At 30.3% G+C, this 20,057-nt stretch carries 23 protein-coding genes; 14 read left to right on the forward strand and 9 right to left on the reverse strand.

All coding sequences use genetic code 11. The features are described from left to right. Nucleotides 1-15 precede the first annotated feature (15 nt). The 3 genes from ACWJKP_RS10885 to ACWJKP_RS10895 all read left to right on the forward strand — a co-directional run bounded on the left by ACWJKP_RS10885 (nucleotide 16) and on the right by ACWJKP_RS10895 (nucleotide 2,305). A complete protein-coding gene (locus ACWJKP_RS10885) occupies nucleotides 16-924 on the forward strand; it encodes an alpha/beta hydrolase (protein WP_165412792.1) in 909 nt (302 codons plus the stop codon). A 14-nt stretch (nucleotides 925-938) separates the two neighbouring features. Further along, complete coding sequence (locus ACWJKP_RS10890) at nucleotides 939-1,883, forward strand: TRM11 family SAM-dependent methyltransferase (protein WP_165412793.1); 945 nt, start codon at nucleotides 939-941, stop codon at nucleotides 1,881-1,883. A gap of 116 nt (nucleotides 1,884-1,999) precedes the next feature. Next, nucleotides 2,000-2,305 carry a hypothetical protein gene (locus ACWJKP_RS10895; RefSeq protein WP_165412794.1) on the forward strand — a complete coding sequence of 102 codons (306 nt, stop codon included), beginning with the start codon at nucleotides 2,000-2,002 and terminating at the stop codon, nucleotides 2,303-2,305. Between the two features lie 74 nt (nucleotides 2,306-2,379). Here the strand turns inward: ACWJKP_RS10895 and ACWJKP_RS10900 are convergent, their stop codons facing one another. Then, the gene (locus ACWJKP_RS10900) at nucleotides 2,380-2,532 is read right to left on the reverse strand and encodes a lmo0937 family membrane protein (protein ID WP_165412795.1); all 153 of its coding nucleotides are present in this window, start codon (nucleotides 2,530-2,532) and stop codon (nucleotides 2,380-2,382) included. 317 nt (nucleotides 2,533-2,849) lie between these two features. On the opposite strand from ACWJKP_RS10900, the gene ACWJKP_RS10905 reads away from it, so the two are divergent. The 4 genes from ACWJKP_RS10905 (at nucleotide 2,850) to ACWJKP_RS10920 (ending at nucleotide 5,516) form a co-directional block, all read left to right on the forward strand. After that, nucleotides 2,850-2,990 (forward strand): hypothetical protein, encoded by a 141-nt coding sequence (locus tag ACWJKP_RS10905; protein WP_165412796.1) that lies wholly within the window; start codon nucleotides 2,850-2,852, stop codon nucleotides 2,988-2,990. A 309-nt stretch (nucleotides 2,991-3,299) separates the two neighbouring features. Further along, the gene (locus tag ACWJKP_RS10910) at nucleotides 3,300-4,256 is read left to right on the forward strand and encodes an ROK family protein (protein ID WP_165412797.1); all 957 of its coding nucleotides are present in this window, start codon (nucleotides 3,300-3,302) and stop codon (nucleotides 4,254-4,256) included. 28 nt (nucleotides 4,257-4,284) lie between these two features. Then, a complete protein-coding gene (locus ACWJKP_RS10915) occupies nucleotides 4,285-5,142 on the forward strand; it encodes a DegV family protein (RefSeq protein WP_165412798.1) in 858 nt (285 codons plus the stop codon). 59 nt (nucleotides 5,143-5,201) lie between these two features. Then, the gene (locus tag ACWJKP_RS10920; RefSeq protein WP_165412799.1) at nucleotides 5,202-5,516 is read left to right on the forward strand and encodes a hypothetical protein; all 315 of its coding nucleotides are present in this window, start codon (nucleotides 5,202-5,204) and stop codon (nucleotides 5,514-5,516) included. 137 nt (nucleotides 5,517-5,653) lie between these two features. Here the strand turns inward: ACWJKP_RS10920 and ACWJKP_RS10925 are convergent, their stop codons facing one another. After that, a complete protein-coding gene (locus tag ACWJKP_RS10925; protein WP_165412800.1) occupies nucleotides 5,654-6,040 on the reverse strand; it encodes a hypothetical protein in 387 nt (128 codons plus the stop codon). 201 nt (nucleotides 6,041-6,241) lie between these two features. Between ACWJKP_RS10925 and ACWJKP_RS10930 the strand changes: the two genes are divergently transcribed. Next, nucleotides 6,242-8,251 carry a YgiQ family radical SAM protein gene (locus tag ACWJKP_RS10930; RefSeq protein WP_165412801.1) on the forward strand — a complete coding sequence of 670 codons (2,010 nt, stop codon included), beginning with the start codon at nucleotides 6,242-6,244 and terminating at the stop codon, nucleotides 8,249-8,251. Nucleotides 8,252-8,298: 47 nt separating this feature from the next. On the opposite strand, the gene ACWJKP_RS10935 is transcribed toward ACWJKP_RS10930, so the two are convergent. Beyond that, nucleotides 8,299-8,487: a hypothetical protein gene (locus ACWJKP_RS10935; RefSeq protein WP_165412840.1), complete on the reverse strand. Its 189-nt coding sequence runs from the start codon at nucleotides 8,485-8,487 to the stop codon at nucleotides 8,299-8,301. A gap of 289 nt (nucleotides 8,488-8,776) precedes the next feature. Here ACWJKP_RS10935 and ACWJKP_RS10940 point away from each other — a divergent pair, with 289 nt between their 5' ends. Continuing rightward, nucleotides 8,777-9,256, forward strand: coding sequence for a PIN domain-containing protein (locus ACWJKP_RS10940; protein ID WP_165412802.1), 480 nt, complete (start codon nucleotides 8,777-8,779; stop codon nucleotides 9,254-9,256). A gap of 67 nt (nucleotides 9,257-9,323) precedes the next feature. Here the strand turns inward: ACWJKP_RS10940 and ACWJKP_RS10945 are convergent, their stop codons facing one another. Further along, a complete protein-coding gene (locus ACWJKP_RS10945; RefSeq protein ID WP_165412803.1) occupies nucleotides 9,324-9,911 on the reverse strand; it encodes a protein kinase in 588 nt (195 codons plus the stop codon). A gap of 186 nt (nucleotides 9,912-10,097) precedes the next feature. On the opposite strand from ACWJKP_RS10945, the gene ACWJKP_RS10950 reads away from it, so the two are divergent. Together ACWJKP_RS10950 and pulA are read left to right on the forward strand one after the other, a co-directional pair. Next, complete coding sequence (locus ACWJKP_RS10950; protein WP_165412804.1) at nucleotides 10,098-11,096, forward strand: LacI family DNA-binding transcriptional regulator; 999 nt, start codon at nucleotides 10,098-10,100, stop codon at nucleotides 11,094-11,096. A 278-nt stretch (nucleotides 11,097-11,374) separates the two neighbouring features. Then, nucleotides 11,375-13,267, forward strand: coding sequence for a type I pullulanase (pulA, locus tag ACWJKP_RS10955; RefSeq protein WP_165412805.1), 1,893 nt, complete (start codon nucleotides 11,375-11,377; stop codon nucleotides 13,265-13,267). 165 nt (nucleotides 13,268-13,432) lie between these two features. Here pulA and ACWJKP_RS10960 read toward each other — a convergent pair whose 3' ends face one another. Then, a complete protein-coding gene (locus ACWJKP_RS10960) occupies nucleotides 13,433-13,615 on the reverse strand; it encodes a hypothetical protein (protein WP_165412806.1) in 183 nt (60 codons plus the stop codon). A 682-nt stretch (nucleotides 13,616-14,297) separates the two neighbouring features. Beyond that, nucleotides 14,298-14,513, reverse strand: coding sequence for a YwbE family protein (locus ACWJKP_RS10965; RefSeq protein ID WP_165412807.1), 216 nt, complete (start codon nucleotides 14,511-14,513; stop codon nucleotides 14,298-14,300). Nucleotides 14,514-14,758: 245 nt separating this feature from the next. On the opposite strand from ACWJKP_RS10965, the gene ACWJKP_RS10970 reads away from it, so the two are divergent. From ACWJKP_RS10970 to ACWJKP_RS10980, 3 genes are all read left to right on the forward strand, one after another. Then, nucleotides 14,759-15,388 carry a hypothetical protein gene (locus ACWJKP_RS10970; RefSeq protein WP_165412808.1) on the forward strand — a complete coding sequence of 210 codons (630 nt, stop codon included), beginning with the start codon at nucleotides 14,759-14,761 and terminating at the stop codon, nucleotides 15,386-15,388. A gap of 238 nt (nucleotides 15,389-15,626) precedes the next feature. Then, entirely contained in the window at nucleotides 15,627-15,785 is a 159-nt protein-coding gene (locus ACWJKP_RS10975; protein ID WP_165412809.1) for a hypothetical protein, read from the forward strand. Between the two features lie 288 nt (nucleotides 15,786-16,073). Beyond that, complete coding sequence (locus tag ACWJKP_RS10980; RefSeq protein WP_165412810.1) at nucleotides 16,074-17,222, forward strand: aminotransferase class V-fold PLP-dependent enzyme; 1,149 nt, start codon at nucleotides 16,074-16,076, stop codon at nucleotides 17,220-17,222. A gap of 23 nt (nucleotides 17,223-17,245) precedes the next feature. Here the strand turns inward: ACWJKP_RS10980 and ACWJKP_RS10985 are convergent, their stop codons facing one another. From ACWJKP_RS10985 to ACWJKP_RS10995, 3 genes are all read right to left on the reverse strand, one after another. Then, on the reverse strand, nucleotides 17,246-17,809 hold the full coding sequence (locus ACWJKP_RS10985; RefSeq protein WP_165412811.1) for a DUF4489 domain-containing protein: 564 nt from the start codon (nucleotides 17,807-17,809) through the stop codon (nucleotides 17,246-17,248). Between the two features lie 152 nt (nucleotides 17,810-17,961). After that, the gene (locus ACWJKP_RS10990; RefSeq protein ID WP_165412812.1) at nucleotides 17,962-18,720 is read right to left on the reverse strand and encodes a hypothetical protein; all 759 of its coding nucleotides are present in this window, start codon (nucleotides 18,718-18,720) and stop codon (nucleotides 17,962-17,964) included. 340 nt (nucleotides 18,721-19,060) lie between these two features. Beyond that, nucleotides 19,061-19,834: a hypothetical protein gene (locus ACWJKP_RS10995; RefSeq protein ID WP_165412813.1), complete on the reverse strand. Its 774-nt coding sequence runs from the start codon at nucleotides 19,832-19,834 to the stop codon at nucleotides 19,061-19,063. Nucleotides 19,835-20,057: the final 223 nt, after the last annotated feature.

The raw sequence follows: 20,057 nt of genomic DNA on the forward strand, positions 1-20,057 counted from the left end.
AGAGGAGGGATTATCATGATAAATATAGCATTATTTATATCAATTTTAATTATTATTACTATTTTTATTATAGGGTGGCACTTTTCTAGTATAATTATATATCCTAGGGTTGCAAAATATAATTTTACCTATGATCACGAAGTAGAACAAGGGAAAATAGAAATAGAAAAATTTGATAATTTGGAAAAACAAGAAGTATATCTCGATTCCCAGTATGGTTATAAAATTCATGGTTTCTTCTTTCCAAATAACAATGCAAAAAGAACTATAATATTGTGTCACGGAATAACTTGGAGTTTGTATGGCTCTGTTAAATATATGGATATGTTTTTAAAAAGAGGTTTTGCTATCTTTATTTATGATCATAGAAATCACGGTCTAAGTGGTGGGAAAAATACTTCTTTTGGTTATTATGAAAAGTTTGATTTAAAAAAATGCACCGATTGGCTGTTTAATAAATTAGGAAATGATATCATCGTCGGATTACATGGCGAGTCCATGGGTGCCGGCATAGTTCTTCAAAATATTGCAATAGATGATAGAATTAAGTTTTGTATAGATGACTGTGGATATTCTGATGCAGAAGATTTATTTAAACACAGATTAGAAAAAGATTACGGTATAAAGAGATTTCCACTCATAAAATTATCAAGTAAAATCAGCAAAATTCGAGTTGGATGGGACTTCAAAGATGTATCACCTATAACTACTTTGCCTAATGTGAAAACTCCGATATTGTTTATTCATGGTGAAGAAGATGACTATGTACCTACTTTTATGTGTAACCAAATGTACTCAGTAAAGAAGGGCTACAAAGATATATATATTGCACCGAGTGCAGGCCATGCCGAGGCGTATTGGAAGAACAAAGATGATTACGAAAAAAAAGTTGATGGATTTTTAAAAGCTATCAATATTATTTAAAAGGATGTGCTTTAATGTTTCAGCTACCACAAAATGAAAAGAAGTATTTATACACAACTAATTATTCGAGTGATGAAGAAAGCCTATGCAAAATGGAAATAAAGTGCCTCTTTAATAAACACCTTGATGAAAAGCACTTGTTTTCTGATATTTATGTGGATCCATCTAGAAGTCCTTTTATAAAAAAATGCATTTCTATAATGTATACCGGAGAAACAATGAAACAGATTATCGATCAAATTGCTATGGATAAACTTACCGGAATAAATTATAAAGTTGCTTATATCAATGCTACTGATGAAAATATTGGTTTTCATGAGAGGCGTAGGATTGAGTTCGAAATAGGATTTAATATACTAGGAGAAGCTGAAATGAAAAATCCCGAAATTATCTTTGGCATAACAAAAATAGCTAACAAATGGATATTTGGTGAATGTGAGAGCAATGTTTCTGACTGGTTATTGCACAATAAAAAACCTTTTTCTTATTCAAATGCACTAAAGGTGAATGTATGTCGGGCCCTTGTTAATATAGCTGTAGCTAATAATCTAAATTGCAGCGTTGTAGATCCATGTTGTGGCATTGGGACGGTACTAATTGAAGCTATTTCAATGGATATTAATATTAAAGGTTATGAGATAAATCCATACATTGGTGAAAATGCAAAGGCAAACCTCCGGTATTTTGGATATGATGATGTAATAACTATTTGTGATATGAATGATATTGCGAATAAATTTAATGTGGCCATAGTTGATCTTCCTTATGGTATATTTACTCAAATTACGACCGAGGAACAGCTAGCTATTATAAGTAGTACTCGTAGAATAGCGGATAGAATGGTAATAATTACTTTTGATGATATGGAAGAGCAAATTACTTCCGTTGGCTTTCACATAGATGATCGGTGTACGGTGTCTAAAGGGACCTTTAAAAGGCATATATTCATATGTAGTTAATATGGTGAATCATCTCCTGCGGAGCTCTGCAATATAGAACTGTGAGACTTTCCTTCTGAAATGTCTTTAAAAGTAATGTTAAATATAAAACTTCAAAAAATAAAGAGGTGTTAAATATGACAAAAAAAAGCAGTAAAAATAATGATCTTTTATATAATTATAAGGGAACGGCTTCTCCCCAAATATATTCTATATTAATTAATTTGATAAATGAGGATAAGGAAGACTTAGCAAAAGTAGTTATAAAAATTGATTATTTACTAGAATATGCAAGTTCTTGCATAAAGCAACTGGACTTTGATGAAGCAAAGGAAGTTCTAGATAAGGCTAAAAGTAGAATAGATATATTAAAAATGGGAGACGTTAATACGAATCACCTAGAATATTTATATGCTGGAATAGCAAAAAAGGCGAAAAAATAATGTTACACAGGATATTTAACAATAGATATCCTGTGTAGCATTATTTTTTCTCATGAATCCAATAGGATATGTCCCTAGGTTCTTCTTTTTCCTGAAAGCATATCCACGATGAATACAATTGCAGCTATTAGAAGTAATATATGGATCATACTGCCACCAACTCTAAATATAAGCCCTAATGCCCAAAAGAATACTACTATTCCGCCTATCCAACGTAAAACTCCCATATAAAACACCACCTTTCACATTTATATTTATTTTTTAAATTTATTTTAATATTATAATTACCTAAATTCAGATTAAATATGCGAAGTGATTTTAACGACATTTCAGAAGGAAAGTCTCCCACTTCTACAATTGGAAGTTATATGCCCTAACAAATAGAAAACTTCAGTGAAAGTATAAATATCATTCTGAAGTCGTCAATGCATCTTCTGCGAAGATGTTGCAGCTTAGCAGGAGATGATTTAACTCCAGTTCTTGTATAAAAATAACGTATAAATATTTTTTTTATGGCAACCATATTATAGAAAGAGGTGGATACATGGCTAATAAACTTAAAACTACTAATAAACAAATGGCATCTTTAGGAATCAGGAAAAATGAAGTAGGTGATTATGAATATATAAATCCGGATGAAAAAAATAATTCAAAATATAAATCTGTTAAAAAAGAACCCAAGTAATTTAAAATTACTTGGGTTCTTTTTTAAATTTACAAAGTAAAAATACGTATATATGGTATAATTTATTCATATACAAAATCAAACCAATTTTAAAAATATTCACTACTAATCTGTCTGAAACTGTTTAAATTGATATCTTTCTAATCCTTTATGAATATAATGTCAAAGCATATTGGAATAAAAACGATGAAAATTTAATTATTTTTTAGTTTGATGGCGAATACCTTTAAATGAAATTTATGGTTTTAAATTGAATATATATTTATTAAATAAAAGAACTGTAGCAGAGGCTATGAAAGGAAGAAGTATATGTATATAGGTATTGATTTAGGAGGCACTAATATTGCAGTTGGCATCGTTGATGATCAAGGAAACATAAAGTATGAAAAATCATGTGCTACAAGAGTGGGGAGGGACCCCAATGAGATAATAGAGGATATGGTAGTTCTAGTTTTAAACACTTTAGAGGATTTCAATATGCCACTAAAAAGAATAAAGGCTATAGGTATAGGTATTCCAGGCTTAGCTGATAAAAATGGGAATGTAATATTTTGTGTGAATCTTGGATGGAAAAATGTACATTTAAGAGAGATGTTGGGAAATGCACTTAATAAACCAATTTATATAGATAATGATGCTACGGTGGCCGCACTTGCGGAATATGAGAATGGCTCAATGAAGAATTGTAAAAGTAGCTTGATGCTTACATTAGGAACAGGTATTGGTGGGGGAATTATTTTAAATGGTGAAGTATATAGTGGATTTAATGGTATAGGCTCAGAAATCGGACATATGGTTGTTGGTGAAAATTTTTACAATTGCAATTGTGGAAGAAATGGTTGCTTAGAAACCTTCGCTTCATCTACTGCTATAATAAAACATACAAAAAAACTAATTGAGGAAATGAATGAAAGCACTATAATAATAGAAAGGGCAGGAGGGAACGTTAACAATATAGATGCAAAAATAATATTTGATTGTGCTAGAGAAGGAGATATAATAGCAAATTTAGCAGTGAATCGCTTAGTGAAATATCTAAGCATAGGAATACTTAATATAGTCAATTTCATTGATCCAGAAATAATAGCATTAGGTGGCGGTGTTGCAGGGGCAGGCCAATATCTTTTGGATAAGGTTATAAATGAAGTTGCAGCGAACAAGTCTTATTCTGAATTACCTATTGCTAAAATTGTTTTAGCAGAACTAGGTAATAAAGCAGGTATAATTGGTGCAGCGATGATTGCAAAACATGGAACTATTGAATAAACAATAAAATAAGAAAGGTGAAATTAAAATGAGTAAGATTGCACTTATTACGGATAGTACTTCTGATGTTGATAAAGAAACGATTGAAAAATACGATCTATTTGTACTTCCTCTAAGAATAATATATAAGGATAGAGAGTACATTGACAGGGTAACTATTACCCCAAAAGAAGTTTATGATAATTTCGTATATGAGATCCCCTCAACTTCATTACCTTCAATGAATGATATGGAAGACTTGTATTTAAAGCTTGAAGCGAAAGGATATACACATGCCATTGCAGTAGTAATATCTGAAGCGTTATCAGGCACATATAATACATTGAGATTGGTAAGTGAAAATCATCCATCTATAGAAACCTGCGTTTTTGATTCTAAATCATTAACTATTGGCGAGGCGGCAATTGTTGAAGAATGTGGTGAAATGATCAGCTGTGGAAAAGGCTTTGAGGAAATTGTAAAAGATCTTCCTGAAATAAGAAATAGAATCACTGTTTACTATGCGGTGGATACACTAAAATATCTAACTAAAGGCGGTAGAATTGGAAAAGTTTCCGGTACCATAGGGGAAATTTTAAACATAAAACCAATAATATCAATTAATAAAGAGGGCGCATATTATACTTATGCAAAGGCAAAAGGGAAAAAGAAAGCTACAAGTAAACTTGTAGATATTGCAAGAGAAGCTCTTGCAATATCTCCTTGTAAAGTTTGGATTATGCACGGTGGCGCCTATGAAGAAGCAAAGATCTTTTCTGACACAATTGCTGGTCTTCAAAATATTACAAGATTATCCTTTGGAGAAATTAGTCCAGTAGCTGGAGTTCATACAGGGCCTGGATTACTTGGACTTGTGATAGTAAAAGACCCCCTTACTAAAAATTAAAGAGATCTATATTGTTTAATAAAAATACGTTTTAAAACAGAAATTACTAAGGAGTGGTTATGATGGAAATTCAAGATATAATTTCAGGAGATTTTTCTGCATATCCTGAAGAAACACAAATTTTTATGAAAGAATACACTGAAAAACTACGAGAAAATATAAAAGAAGAATTAATAAAGGATATATCATATAAGATGCTTAAGGATATAGATAAAAGTAAAGATTATTTCATAAGTGTTTTAACTGATATATTGGACAATGGATATAAGGGATTTAGTAAATTGTCAACTCAGTCGCTTATAGATACATATTTAGAACGTAAAAATGAAGAAGATTTTTTTATTTTGTTAGAAAAAGTTAATGAACAAGTCTAAAATTATAGTCACTTCTTAAATTTTCTATAAAACAAAAAAACATTAAAATCTTAAGATTTTAATGGATTTTTTGTTTTATTATTTATGATTTATGATTTAATATGATAAGATTTTTATTTTAAAAGAAGAACAGCATTTTAGTACTTAATTGATAATTCTCCACTCAAAGTTGTGTCTTTAGCTTGGTTCCAAGTAGCTTCAATTAAAAGATTTACTTTTAAGCCTGTTTTATAATTAAATGAAATCTCTTTATCATGTACCACATGATAATTTTCATAAACTACTAAATTTTTCCTCGCTTTATCTCTAATTATAATTGTCCATGATCCATTTTTAGGTTGAAAAATTTTTGCTGTAATCATTAAAGTTGACCAAAAAGATGTACTTACCCCAGTTTCATAAAAGCCTTTCCCATCATGGATATTTATTTTAAAGGCTTGCTGAATATTGCCACCGCTGCTTGTTGCTGCTACTTCTGTTAATTCAATATTTTCATTTTTTATATCATTAATTAACTTTTTCATATATTTTCTCCTTTTTATTATTCTCGTCGAATGTTAATTTTCTAACATAAATTCATTATATTTTATTATACGTAGGTATATAAAAAATGTTATTATTAATGTTATTTATTATTTTCAAAGAATTAAATCGTAAAGAATGCTATAATTATATTTTAAATTATATATTGGAATTTACGATTAAAGCAAAAGAAGGTGGAAGTAATGAGTGATAATAAATATTTACCTATTAGTAAGAAAGATATTATAGATAGAGGTTGGACTGAATTAGATTTTATTATAGTTACTGGTGATGCATATGTAGATCATCATAGTTTTGGAACGGCAATTATTTCAAGAGTTTTAGAAAGTGAAGGCTATAAAGTAGGCATAATAGCTCAACCTGATTGGAAGGGCATAGAAGACTTTAAAAAATTAGGCAAACCAAGGCTTGGATTTCTAGTTAATTCTGGGAATATGGATTCTATGGTTAATCATTATACGGTTAGTAAGAAAATAAGAGAAAAAGACATGTATTCTCCAGGTGCAAAGATGGGACTACGACCTGATAGAGCAACAATAGTTTATAGCAATAGAATAAGGGAAGCTTATAAAAGCGTTCCTATTATTCTTGGAGGCATAGAAGCAAGTTTAAGGCGTTTTGCACATTATGATTATTGGAGTGACAAGGTACGAAAATCTATGCTAATTGATAGTGGAGCTGACCTATTAATATATGGTATGGGAGAAAAACAAGTCGTTAAAATTGCAAAAGAATTAAATGAAGGTGTAGATATAAAATTCATTACTCAGGTACCTGGAACATGTTATGTGGTAGATAATATTGAAAATATATGTGACTACATTGAAATAGAATCATATAAAGAAGTCTGCAGAGATAAAAAGAAATATGCACAAGCCTTTAAAATACAATATGATCAGCAAGATCCTATTAGAGGAAATGGTATAATTCAAAAACATTCTAATAAGTATCTTGTGCAAAACAAACCAGAAATGCCCCTTACTAGAGAAGAATTAGATACTGTTTATGGCCTGCCATATGAAAGAAATTATCATCCTATTTATGAAAAGCTCGGTGGAATACCTGCTATAGAGGAAGTTAAATTCAGCTTAGTTAGTTCAAGAGGATGTTTTGGTAGCTGTGCTTTCTGTGCCATAACCTTTCATCAAGGCCGAATTGTGCAAAGTAGAAGTGAAAATTCAATAATAGAAGAAGCAATTCAAATTACAAAACTCAAGGATTTTAAAGGGTATATTCATGATGTAGGAGGGCCTACCGCTAATTTTAGGCGACCTGCATGTGATAAACAATTAAAAGTAGGAGCTTGCATAGATAAGCAATGTTTGCATCCAAGCCCTTGCAAGAATTTAAATGTTGATCATATGGAGTATTTAAATTTACTACGGTCGCTTCGAGAATTGCCGGATATTAAAAAAGTTTTTGTGCGTTCAGGGCTGCGTTATGATTATATTATGGCAGATAAAAATGACACCTTTTTTAATGAACTTATTAAGAATCATGTCAGCGGCCAACTAAAAGTTGCACCAGAGCATGTTTCTCATAAAGTTTTAAAATTCATGGGCAAACCAGCAGGTAAAACTTATGATAAATTCAGGGAAAAATTTTATAAAGCTACTGAAAAAATAGGGAAAAAACAATATCTTATCCCGTATTTAATGTCTAGCCACCCAGGATGTACAATAAGTTCAGCAGTAGAACTAGCAGAATACCTTAGGGATACTAATTACCAACCTGAACAAGTTCAAGATTTCTATCCAACTCCAGGAACACCATCAACAACCATGTTTTATACAGGACTTGATCCAAATACCCTTGAAGAAGTTCATATACCTAAAACTAAAAATGAAAAAGCTATGCAAAGGGCATTGCTTCAATATAAAGATCCTATGAAATATGATTTAGTATTATCAGCTTTAACAGAGGCTAATAGAGAAGATCTCATTGGTTATGAACCTAAGTGTTTAATAAAACCAAGAAGCAAAAAAAATAAGGAACATTTAAATAACACAAATATAAACCCAAAACAACAAAATGGCAAAGATAAAGTGAAAAATATAAAAAGTAAGAGCAAAGATACTCCGATAGATAAAAACTTTAAAAAGAAAAGTAAGCCCCTAAGCACCCAAGACAGAGCAAATTATGGAAGCAGACAAGATAATAAAAATAAGGCAAAGAACAAAAAAAGAAAATAGAACGTTATAATAAATACCTACATCCACGGCGTGGATGTAGGTATTTATTACAATTCTGTTTTAACTATTTTGCTTATACTTTCTTCTTCAACCAGTTCACTTTTACTGAAACCCTTTTTAAAATATCTGATTTGCTTATATTTAATTCCATTCATTTCAAAATCTAAAACATCAATTCTGTCGCCTTTGTAAATAACAGCCTTTTTATTACCTTTTAAAAATATGTGTACTTCCATAGTTTTATTTATTAGCTGCAAAGCAGCTACTCCTTCCTATTTATTTTTGATTTATTAAGGTTTTTGTTTAAGCATTCTTTAAAATTATATATTACTATTTAAATTATAATGCCATTATTTATATTTATCAAGGTTAAGAAGCAACAATTTAATAGAAGACTAGGACCTTCCTTCTGAAATGTCATTAACCATTTAATTATTAATGAATATAATATAAATAAAACTAATGATTCAGATATCTTTTTATTAAAAATTCAATATAGACTTACTTAGAAAAGGAGATAGTACAATGATTTGTAAAGAGTATTTGTTGGATACCAATATAATTATAAAAATGTGGAATAAATATCCTACCTTGCTTGATACTATTGAAAATATGAAATGTATTAATTTTAAAATATCTGAAGATATAGCTGGAGAATTATCAGTGAAAGAGTATGTAAAATTCAATGAAGACTTTGTACTCTCTAATAAATTTTTAAAATTATTAGGGCATATTATTACTAATAATGGTCATGCTTTTATTGAAGAGTGTGTAGGTCGTGATTTTATTAAATATGAGCATAATAAAAGTATATATTTAGTTAATGGAGATAAAATTTCTATAAATGACTATAGTTTAATTGATATTTGCAAGCAGAATGAAGACTACATCCTTGTGACGGATGATAAAAAACTAATTCGAAGCGCAAAAATTATATTAGATTCTTCAAGGGCAATAAACTTTCAAGAATTTCTAGATGAGTTAAGAGAATTAAATGTATTATAATAATACACTAGTATAAGAGGCTGCTCCTTTAGTGGATTACAGCCTCTTATACTATTTTGATGTTCACTTATTCAATGGTTTCTTCTAAATACTGTTTGAATTTAAGGTTCCACAACTTATAGATTTCAGGATTTTCATCACTAACTGTTGATAAAAATTCATCAACTACACCTAAGTTGTTTAGGCCTTTCATTAGATGTCTGGGGTAAATTACATTTTTAGAATAATTATTTTTAGGATCGATTACATTAATCGAAAAATCATCCGTTAAGTATAAATCTTTACACCTAATATCTAGTCTTTTAAATTTAAGCTTCTTAAATTCTGCAATAAGTTTGATTATGTTGAGTGATATTTTTTTGTTTATACCATGCTTCTTGATATACTTATCTAACCGCTCTCCGCTTGCATAATCTCGTACAATGTAGTAAGCACCATGTTCATAAACTTTAGGGAAGTATTTACTTCTTCTAGTTTTTATGAGAATATTATATTCACCCTCACAAACTTTCTTATCTTTAAAAATTTTAATTACTTTTTTGCCTGGAAGCAAATAAACTATTCCATTATGACCCGAACCTAAAAATTCTGATTTTCTAATCATTTTTTCAACCCTACTATTTAATTGAATATAATAATTTTTGTCCTCATTCATATTAGCATCTTCTTTATAAGAGATATTACTATATTATATGATTAAGTCCTGTAAATATTTCCTGAATAAAGATGAATAATATAGGTATTTCATTAATAAAAATAAACTAAGCTAGCCTTGATTAATATTATGTTTAATAATATAATGAGCATAGAATATTTTTAGAAATTAGGAAGTGAAGTTTTAATGTCTGTAACTATAAAAGAAGTGGCTAAGCTAGCCAATGTATCGCCATCCACAGTTTCAAGAGTAATTGCGGATAATCCGAAAATTAGTGACGCCACAAAAGATAGGGTTTATAAAGCAATGAAGGAAATAAATTATCATCCTAATGCGATAGCTAGAAGTCTGGTCAGCCAAACAACAAAGACTATAGGACTTATTTTACCTAATACTGATGAAGATTTATTTGTTAATCCTTTTTTCATTCAAGTTATGAGAGGCATAAGTCACTATGCTCAAAAAAAAGGATATTATATCATGTATGCTTACAGCAGCAATGAAGATCAAGAGGTTGAATACATATCAAGTTTAATGAATAGTAGAAGAGTTGATGGGATTATTTTACCAACAGTAAGGAAGGATGACAAATGTGTTGCTTATTTAAAAGAAGCAGATTATCCTTTCGTAGTAATAGGTAAACCCGAGAGTACCGAAGGGGTCTTATGGGTTGATAATGATAACTTTAACGCTATGTACAATGTTGTTAATACGCTTATACAAAAGGGTGAGAGAAAAATTGCATTTATAGGAGGTTCTCCTATGCTTAATGTAACTATAAATAGATTAGAAGGTTACAAGATGGCTCTTAAAAATATCGGAGTGGAAATAGACGGAAATATGGTACAATTAGGAGAGTTTACAGAAATTAGTGGTTACAATGCTATGAAAAAAATTTTAAATACCTCTACCCCTACAGCTGTTGTCACTACTGATGATTTAATTGCCTTTGGTGCATCCAAAGCTATAAGTGAAATGTCAGAGCGTCATATTTCAATTGTTGGATTTAACAACACGCCACTCGCAGCTTATAGAAAGCCCTCGCTATCTTCAGTGGATATTAATTCTGAAGAATTAGGCTATTTTGCAGTTAAGCTGTTAATAAACAAATTAGAAAACGAAAAAGAGTCAATATACAATTATATTATTGAGACAAAATTAGTTGAAAGGGAATCAACTAAATAACTATAACTTTTTAGGATTATTTTTCATGCGTACTACATATTATGAATAAAGAATCACTTACTCTGTTTTATACCTATGCAAACGCATGTCCTATTTCATAAAATGTCTAACAGCATTTTACAATAAAGTCCGTCATTTTTATATGTGGGTGTTTATTGCCCTAGAAAAAAAGAACTTCAGTTGGAGTATAAATATCCTCCTGACGCCGTTAGTACATCTTAAAAAAGATGTACTGCTCTGCAGGTGATGATTTAATGGATTTTTAAGGAGAGAGATTGATGATGATAAAAGTATTAGAAAACCCAGAATTCACATACTATGGGAATGATTTAGGCGCAGTTTATACTATTGAATACACCACATTTAAGGTTTGGGCACCTACTGCTCAGAAACTTGTAGTAATAGTGTATGAAACTCCCGATGATGACTTAGGACAAAAATATGAAATGAACAAGGAAGAAAAAGGAGTTTGGGAATTTAAACTTAAGGGTGATTTTAAAAATAAATACTATAATTATTTAGTATCAGATGGTTCGGAGGAAAAGGAAACACCAGATATATATACTAAAGGATCAAGTGCTAATGGTGAAAAGGGTATGATTATTGATTTTACTTCTTTAAATCCCCCTAATTGGGATAATCATAAAAAACCTTTACCAATTAATAGAACCGAGGCAGTAATATACGAAATTCATGTTAGAGATTTTTCAGTATCACAAGATTCCGGAATGGAAAACAAAGGGAAATACTTAGCGTTTTGTGAAAAAAACACCAAAACTTCAAAGGGTGTTGTTACAGGACTAGACCACCTTAAAGATTTAGGAATAACTCATGTTCATTTGATGCCTGTTTTTGATTTCAAAAGTGTGGATGAAACTAAGGGTGGATATAATTGGGGATATGACCCTTATTTATATAATGTTCCAGAGGGTTCTTATGCTACGAATCCCTATGATGGTACTGTGCGAATTCGCGAGTTTAAGATGATGGTTCAAACTTTGCATGAAAATGGCATCAGCGTAATTATGGATGTTGTATATAACCACACTTTTACAACTGGTAACTCACCAATGGATATCTTGGTGCCTGGCTATTATTATAGAACAGATGGCGAAGGCAACTATACTAATGGTTCAGGCTGTGGAAATGAAACAGCGTCAGAGAAACCAATGATGAGAAAATTTATAGTTGATAGTGTTAAATTCTGGGCACGAGAATACAAGATAGATGGTTTTAGATTTGATTTAATGGCGCTTCATGACATTGATACAATGAAAGAAGTAACGCTACAAGCAAAAATTATTAATCCGAATATTATTATTTATGGTGAACCATGGACAGGGGGAACATCATCATTACCATCTTCTATGCAGCTTAGAAAAGGTAGTCAAAAGGGTATGCAAGTATCTGTATATAATGATGCTCTAAGAAATGCAATTAAGGGAGATAATGATGGTATCCAATCAGGGTTTGTAAGTGGTAAGGTAGGCCTTGAGGTAGAAATTAAAAAGGGGATTGTTGGTGGCATTCAATATAACAATGAAATATATGATTTCTCGCAAGATCCTGGAGAAACAATAAACTATGTAAGTGCTCACGATAATTTATGCTTATATGATAAATTTGAAAAAAGCAATTCTAATAATACTCCTTTGGAAAGAGAAAAAATGAATAGATTGGCTTTATCTATAGTCCTTACATCTCAAGGAGTGCCTTTTATTCAAGGTGGAACAGAAATACTAAGGACCAAACAAGGAAATCATAATAGCTATAACTCTAGTGATGCTGTGAACGAAATACTATGGAGTAGAAAAGCTGAGTTCCCAGAAACCTATGAATATATTAAAGGGCTAATCTCTTTAAGAAAAAGCCAAAAAGTTATGACCTTAGACAATGCTTGTGAAGTAAGAGAATCCTTGATATTCCTTGATTCGCCTCGCAACTGTGTAGCTTATGAATTAACTTCACCATTCAAAGATGGTTATAGTAAATTAATTATAATTCATAATGCTAACAAAGAAGAAATAAAAATAATTTTACCAGATACTAAAGAATGGACTATTATAGCAAACGAATATGAAGTTGATAAAATAGGGGTAAGTAGAGGCATTAAAACTTGTATTAATGAGGTAAGTGTACATTCTCTTTCTACCTATATATTATGTAAATAATCAATAAAAAGGAAACCTAAAGGTCGTCTTGTTGGATAACCTGAAAATACGTAAGTTTATAATTAATATATACAAAAAACCTGCATCCTTATAGAAATGCAGGTCTTTGTATTTTATTCCAATTCATATGAAGAATTATTCATTACTTTGATATATCACCAAAACCTAAGGCTCTATCTCAATATAAGCTATTGCTTTCTTATTAAACAAATATTTTTTACCCATAGAATTAACTTCATGAGGCCTGGAGTTTTCAAAATTATAAAACCAACTTTTAAACAGATCACATTCAGATTGTTTTAAATCAAATAGTTCCGTATCACCACTAATAAAAGAAATCGTTAACATTATAAACACTCCTTTTTAATTACATTCTCTCTACTAACACATATTCTCTACTTAAAAGAAATTTCCTCTATTTATAGCACTATTTATTTTAAAATATTCATTAGAGATTAAGAACTTGGCAATACTCCATAATATAACTTTAAAGTAAAAACTTATAAATTGTATTTATATAAAAAAAAGAAACCTACACTAGAACGTCAATAGTGACAGATTTGCTTTTTTGTTGTTAGTCTAAACATTCTAAACATTCATTAATTACATCTTCTGTAATTTCAACTAGTTCGTCTTTTCTCATATAAACACCTCCTTGCTATTCTATGAGAGCACATGAAACAAATATTAATTGCTTTGCTTCCTTAGAGTGATTTGAAATACCGCTAAAACAAATTAGGATATGTTATAAGCGTTATCAGTACGTTATTCAACATAATTTTAATAAGGGATTCATTAAGAAATTTCAGAGTGAAAAGGGTAAGAATTTAAGAATTGGAATTTTAAAATTCAGGTCTTCTCTTTTGCTAAGTGTTTTAATGATCCGACTTTGCATGTGTTTGCAGATATTCTATTTTTACTAGGTAACTTTATTATTATATATCATTTCGGTTAAAAATGCAAGGGAATGATATATAATAAAAGTTAAAAGTCAATTTACAATAGTAAATTGACTTCAAACTATTAGTTTTTATTTTGATATAATGGCTTGGACTCTTCCTACCTGGCCATCTTCTAGCATAACCTTTATACCTCTGGGGTGCACTGCAGAGTTGGTTAACAACCTTTTTACTACACCTCTGGTTAGTTTAGTTGTTCTTTGGTCTTTTTTTAATACAACGTCTACTGTAATACCTATTGGTATATTATTTCTTATTTGTCCTCTGTTATCACTTTGTGTATTCATGAGTTTGTAGTCTCCTTCATTAAAATTACTTTAAAGCATATTTTTACTCTAGTAAAGATCGTATTTTTGTAAGCTTTACATACAAATAATACTCTAATTACCGCTTACTTGTCAAAATATATTTCAACCTGTTAATTCTTCTATGATTAGAATATAAATTAAAAGTATAGAATGGTAGACGAATAAAATTAATTTGTAAGGAAACTATATTGTAGAAAATACTTTTTTAAAAAGGAGAAATTGGAATGTTAAAATCGTTACTATTCATACCTGCTAATCTTATAAATCCAATTATATCCTCTGTCTCCATTATAATTGGCGCTATTTTAGGCGGTGTTTTTAGTTGGTTCATAAATAAAAATTCTACTAATATTGCAATTGAGAGGGAAAGCAAAATTGAAAAAGCAAATAGAGATCATCAGAAGCAAAGTAAATCTTTAAGGCTCAGTGAATATGCTGCTATTATTCAATTAGATATATGTACCACTTTATTTCAAAGTTTAAGAATGTTGAAAGAAATTGATGGTAAGAATAAAATTAGTATTTATCCTATACCTATGAACTTTAAATATGCTGAAGCTATTGTAGCTTTAGATAAAATTTTCAGTTTAAAAGAAATGAGCTATATTTATCAATTATATGGAATTATAGAAAAATTGAATAATGATATAAAAGGGTATCATTGTGATGAAATACATTATACATTAATAAAAGGAGATTTTGAGACGTTTATTAAAAAGATTTACGGAAACAATTTCTCAAAAGCATTAGCCTTTGATATCGATAAAGCAACCTATGAAAATTTGTATGATAATGAAATTATAAAACCAGGATATAAAAATGTACTTATTAAGTTAAACAGAATTACTTATTAATTGCTATGTATATGAAAATCTAAAAATATTTTACAGACTAAATGGCATTTTAATAAAAAAGTACTGTTATCTTTCAATATTATATTGAATTTTTACAAGAATTGAGATAAACTGATTAGTAGGGAAAACAACAAGTTGAGTTTGAGTGTAGAAAATAAAAATGTAGAGATTATGAATTGAAACATAAATTCTATAGGATCTAACATTCTTTGATTTGATGCCAAAGGAGGAAAAATTTATGTCAAGTAATAATATTGAAATGATGAAAAAACTTATCGAGGAAAAGAAAAAGAAAAGTTCTGAGCAAAGTGGTCTTTCAAGAGCTGATAAAGTAATCGGAAAATCAAAAAAAGCAGCAAGGAGCACTAAAAAAACTGGTGGTTTATTTGATAAATAGGATTATATTATTAATGGGACATTGTTTCGATAATATATTTATACGATAATACTAAAATTAAATTAGTAATGGTTAAAATAAATGAGCTCTTATTTTTAGAGGCTCATTTTTTATGTTATTATTTTAATACATTAGTTTAAAATCCAATTTGAAATTTACAAATGGAGGAATGTCGTTAAAAATTAGATAGGTAAAAAAATTAACACTTTATTAAGCATACTATTAAGTATATCAAAATATCTATACTATATAAAGAATAAAACGCTATATTCAAAATAGGAGGATTTTATGATATATCTTGATAATGCTGCCACAAGTTTTCCAAAGCCTGTGGCAGTTTATTCCGAAGTGTTAAGATGCATGGAGAATTACGCTGCAAATCCTGGTAGGGGTTCGCATGATATGGCAGTTGAGGCTTCATCTAAAATTATGGATACCAGGCAAGAGCTAAGTGAATTTTTCAACATCCCTAATTTATTAAATATTATTTTTACATGTAATGCTACCCAAGCGCTGAATATAGGGATAAAAGGAATCTTAAAGCCAGGAGATCATGTTATTAGCTCGATAATTGAACATAACTCAGTTCTTAGACCATTAAATTATCTAAGTGGAAAAGGAATAACATTTACTCTTCTTGGTGTAGATGAAAATGGATATTTGAATATTAATAATCTAAAAAAGAAGATATGTAGAAATACCAAAGCAATAATAATAAACCATACTTCCAATGTATTAGGAACAGTTCAAGATATAAGATCAATAGGGGAGATTGCTAAAGGAGCAGGAATAATATTTATGGTTGATGCGTCTCAAAGCGCTGGTGTTATACCGATAGATGTGGCATGCGACAATATTGACTTATTAGCTTTTCCGGGTCATAAAGGATTATATGGTCCCCAGGGAACAGGAGGCTTATATATAAGAGAAGATATAGAGCTTGATTCATTTATACAAGGAGGAACTGGAAGTGAGTCTTTCTCTATGAGGCAGCCTGACTTTTTACCAGATAGATTTGAAAGTGGAACCTTAAATACGCCAGGAATAGCAGGATTATGTGCAGGTATAAGGTTTATTAGAAAAGTGGGAATAGAAAATATAAGAAAACATGAAATTATGTTAGTAGAATATTTAGTAAAAGAATTAAGTAAATTATCTTATATTAAAATTTATGGAGGATGCGATTATAAAAACAGAGGAGCTGTAGTTTCTTTAGCTATAGACAATATAGATGTTTCTGAAGTAGGAGAGTTCTTAAATAAAAAAGGAATAGCAGTGAGAACAGGGTTTCACTGTGCACCTTTAATACATGGAATAATTGGTACAAATCGCAAAGGCACAGTTAGAATAAGTCCAGGATATTTTAATAATTTAGACGATATTGAAAAACTTATTAAAGCTTTAAAAGATATACATGAAAAAAGGCCCTTTTTATAGGGCCTTTTTTATCTGTTATATTATTAGCAACGATCTCCTTCTACTACTAAAGCTGAAAGGGTTGCATTAGTTATAGAACTAGCTAGATCAACGCCAAGAGTTGCAATATTTACAACTACGGAATAGGTACAGCACTCATCTGGACATACGTCACAGTCACAAACAAAGAAGCTGAAAGTATTAGATCCAAGAACCGATAGTACTTCAGAAAAAGTAAATGTAGGGCCAACTGGGATTGGAGCAAATTGATTCTTGCATTGCTTAAATATTTGGAAATTAAGAGTTATAGGTAAACCTACACCAACTGTAATGTTAATATTGCTTGCAAATTCAAACTTAATACATGGATCGCAGAAGTCCTCAGTATTTACAGTAACGGTACTAGCTGTAATATTGTTTGTTGTTAAAACACCACCTAATGCAAGTACTGGCAATGTTACTGATCCTGGACATCCACATTTCAATAAAACTGGAGTTCCTTCTTTTTTGCAGCAAACCTCTTTTTCTTTTCTATTGCAAACCTCTTTTTCTTTTTTGCAACAAACTTCTTTTTCCTCATGACAATTGCATTTTGACATTGAATTCATATATTAATTCCTCCTTAAATTTTAATAATATTTAGTAAAAAGAATTCCAAAAGGACCGTTTATAGTAGCTGAGCATTTTAGAATCCTTATACTATAATATATGAGATAGGCCTATAAATGTTCTAATTATTCGTAATTTTTCTAGAATTTACTTACTCATCATCTTCACATTCATCATCAAATAAAGGTCTAAGCTTTTGATCTGGGAAGAATTTTGGAACTGGTGCGCGATCAAATTTTTCACAAGCATCTTCTTCACATTCCTCTTCACATTGACAAGGTACAGGACAATAACCATATGCAGGAATTAATAATTGAACAATTAGTTCACATTTTACAATAAGATGGAATCCTAAAGTTATATCTAAAAAACTATGACAATCGTCAGCCTTACAGAAAACTCCATCTAAGCATTCTGCCACCAATTCTAGTTTTATAATTTCAGAATCAAGATCCTCGGATTTACCAGGCATAAAGCTAGCAGATATTTGTGCTATTGAATCTGGGCAATATAGTTTTGATATAACCTCTGTACGATTAATTTCAAAAAACTCGCATTTAGTCTCTCCGTTACAATTTATAAAATCTGCATAAAATGAAATTCTAAAACAAACAATCACCTTTTTGTAACTAGGATTTTTCTTTAGTGGGATTTTCTCTACTGATATAAGCTTAAGTTGAAAATCCCTGCATCCTGTAAATACTTTTGGGTTATCAAGGGCGTCACTTCTTAATTCTTCATCTGTATCTACCGTATCTTGTCCGCAAGCATAAACTAAACATCTTTTAATTAGGCACTGGTCAAAAACTTTTGGAACTTCAACGCAAACTAGTTCTGATGGATCAGGAAGGTGCCCTTGTTTGTTAATAATACCAGGTCTTGCAATAAACTCTTCACGAGTAATAGCCATAAATTATCCTCCTTTTATGTTAAGCGATACACGTTTAATTCGTGTTCTCTATATTATATTATGCAGGTGCCTATAAGTTGTGATTAATATATTTTCTAATTAAAATAAATAGTTTTTAAATGTTACTTTAAATTTATATATGGAGATTTAGTACTAAATGAATTAAAAAAGCGTCCTTTTATAGAGCCTTTTTATCTATTACAGTACTAGTAGCAACGACGTTGGGTTTGTACTACTATAGCTGAAAGTATTACATTTTTAGTTGAGCACTAACTGTATAATCAATATCAAGCCTCAGTACCATCTACCATTTGTACTGAGGTTTGATTTGTACATTCACTTATTTATCAGATTCACTTTCATTACATTCACAATCATTATCGAACAAAGGTCCAAGATTTTGATCTGGGAAGAATTTTGGAACTGGTGCACGATCAAATTTTTCGCAAGGGTTTTCTTCAAAGTCTTCTTCACATTCCTCAGGGACTGGGCAATAACCATAAACAGGAATTAATAGTTGAACCATTAGTTCACATTTTACAATAAGATGAAATCCCAAGGTGATATCTAAAACACTTTCGCAACAATCATTTTCACAGAAAACTCCATCTAAACATTCTGCTACCAATTCAAGTTTTACAATTTCAGAATCAAAATCCTCTGATAAGCCAGACACAAAGCTAGCAGATATTTGTGCTATTGAATCTGGACAATATAGTTTCGATATAACTTCTGTACGATTAACTTCATAAAACTCACATTTTGTCTCTCCATTACAATTTATAAAATCTGCATAAAATGAAATAACAAAACAAATTATTACTTTTTTATAACTATGATTTTTCTTAAGTGGAATTTTCTCTACTGAAATAAGCTTTAACTCAAAATCCCTACACCCCGTGAATGTTTTGGGATTATCAAGAATGCCACTTCTTAAGTCAGCATCTGTATCTAGCGTATCTGGTCCGCAATCATAACCTAAGCATCTTTTAATCAGGCACTGGTCAAAAACTTTTGGAATTTCAACGCAAACCAGCTCAGCTGGATCGGGAAGGTGTCCTTGTCTGTTAACAACACCAGGTCTTGGAATAAACTCATCACGAGTAATAGCCATAAATTATCCTCCTTTTATGTCAATGGATACACCTCTAATGCGTGTTCTCGATAATATAGTATGCAGGTATCTACAAGGTGTGATTGGTATACTTGTTTAGTAATACAAATAGTTCCTAGGTGTTAATTTAAAATTATCTAGTACTATATTATGCAAATAATTTATATATTGCCTCTAATATTAATTTTTAGGTCATATATTACTTTGGAATAAAATATAATTT

The sequence above is a fragment of the Clostridium sp. CM037 genome (assembly GCF_055081095.1).

Excerpts from the sequence above, each read along its gene's own strand:
- ACWJKP_RS10940 (WP_165412802.1), top strand. The coding sequence starts at position 8,777 with ATGATTTGTAAAGAGTATTTGTTGGATACCAATATAATTATAAAAATG.
- ACWJKP_RS10890 (WP_165412793.1), top strand. The coding sequence starts at position 939 with ATGTTTCAGCTACCACAAAATGAAAAGAAGTATTTATACACAACTAAT.
- ACWJKP_RS10920 (WP_165412799.1), top strand. The coding sequence starts at position 5,202 with ATGATGGAAATTCAAGATATAATTTCAGGAGATTTTTCTGCATATCCT.
- ACWJKP_RS10900 (WP_165412795.1), bottom strand. The coding sequence starts at position 2,532 with ATGGGAGTTTTACGTTGGATAGGCGGAATAGTAGTATTCTTTTGGGCA.
- ACWJKP_RS10895 (WP_165412794.1), top strand. The coding sequence starts at position 2,000 with ATGACAAAAAAAAGCAGTAAAAATAATGATCTTTTATATAATTATAAG.
- ACWJKP_RS10905 (WP_165412796.1), top strand. The coding sequence starts at position 2,850 with ATGGCTAATAAACTTAAAACTACTAATAAACAAATGGCATCTTTAGGA.
- ACWJKP_RS10965 (WP_165412807.1), bottom strand. The coding sequence starts at position 14,513 with ATGAATACACAAAGTGATAACAGAGGACAAATAAGAAATAATATACCA.
- pulA (WP_165412805.1), top strand. The coding sequence starts at position 11,375 with ATGATGATAAAAGTATTAGAAAACCCAGAATTCACATACTATGGGAAT.
- ACWJKP_RS10960 (WP_165412806.1), bottom strand. The coding sequence starts at position 13,615 with ATGTTAACGATTTCTTTTATTAGTGGTGATACGGAACTATTTGATTTA.
- ACWJKP_RS10935 (WP_165412840.1), bottom strand. The coding sequence starts at position 8,487 with ATGGAAGTACACATATTTTTAAAAGGTAATAAAAAGGCTGTTATTTAC.
- ACWJKP_RS10930 (WP_165412801.1), top strand. The coding sequence starts at position 6,242 with ATGAGTGATAATAAATATTTACCTATTAGTAAGAAAGATATTATAGAT.
- ACWJKP_RS10950 (WP_165412804.1), top strand. The coding sequence starts at position 10,098 with ATGTCTGTAACTATAAAAGAAGTGGCTAAGCTAGCCAATGTATCGCCA.
- ACWJKP_RS10885 (WP_165412792.1), top strand. The coding sequence starts at position 16 with ATGATAAATATAGCATTATTTATATCAATTTTAATTATTATTACTATT.
- ACWJKP_RS10980 (WP_165412810.1), top strand. The coding sequence starts at position 16,074 with ATGATATATCTTGATAATGCTGCCACAAGTTTTCCAAAGCCTGTGGCA.
- ACWJKP_RS10910 (WP_165412797.1), top strand. The coding sequence starts at position 3,300 with ATGTATATAGGTATTGATTTAGGAGGCACTAATATTGCAGTTGGCATC.
- ACWJKP_RS10985 (WP_165412811.1), bottom strand. The coding sequence starts at position 17,809 with ATGAATTCAATGTCAAAATGCAATTGTCATGAGGAAAAAGAAGTTTGT.
- ACWJKP_RS10945 (WP_165412803.1), bottom strand. The coding sequence starts at position 9,911 with ATGAATGAGGACAAAAATTATTATATTCAATTAAATAGTAGGGTTGAA.
- ACWJKP_RS10925 (WP_165412800.1), bottom strand. The coding sequence starts at position 6,040 with ATGAAAAAGTTAATTAATGATATAAAAAATGAAAATATTGAATTAACA.
- ACWJKP_RS10915 (WP_165412798.1), top strand. The coding sequence starts at position 4,285 with ATGAGTAAGATTGCACTTATTACGGATAGTACTTCTGATGTTGATAAA.
- ACWJKP_RS10990 (WP_165412812.1), bottom strand. The coding sequence starts at position 18,720 with ATGGCTATTACTCGTGAAGAGTTTATTGCAAGACCTGGTATTATTAAC.
- ACWJKP_RS10975 (WP_165412809.1), top strand. The coding sequence starts at position 15,627 with ATGTCAAGTAATAATATTGAAATGATGAAAAAACTTATCGAGGAAAAG.
- ACWJKP_RS10970 (WP_165412808.1), top strand. The coding sequence starts at position 14,759 with ATGTTAAAATCGTTACTATTCATACCTGCTAATCTTATAAATCCAATT.
- ACWJKP_RS10995 (WP_165412813.1), bottom strand. The coding sequence starts at position 19,834 with ATGGCTATTACTCGTGATGAGTTTATTCCAAGACCTGGTGTTGTTAAC.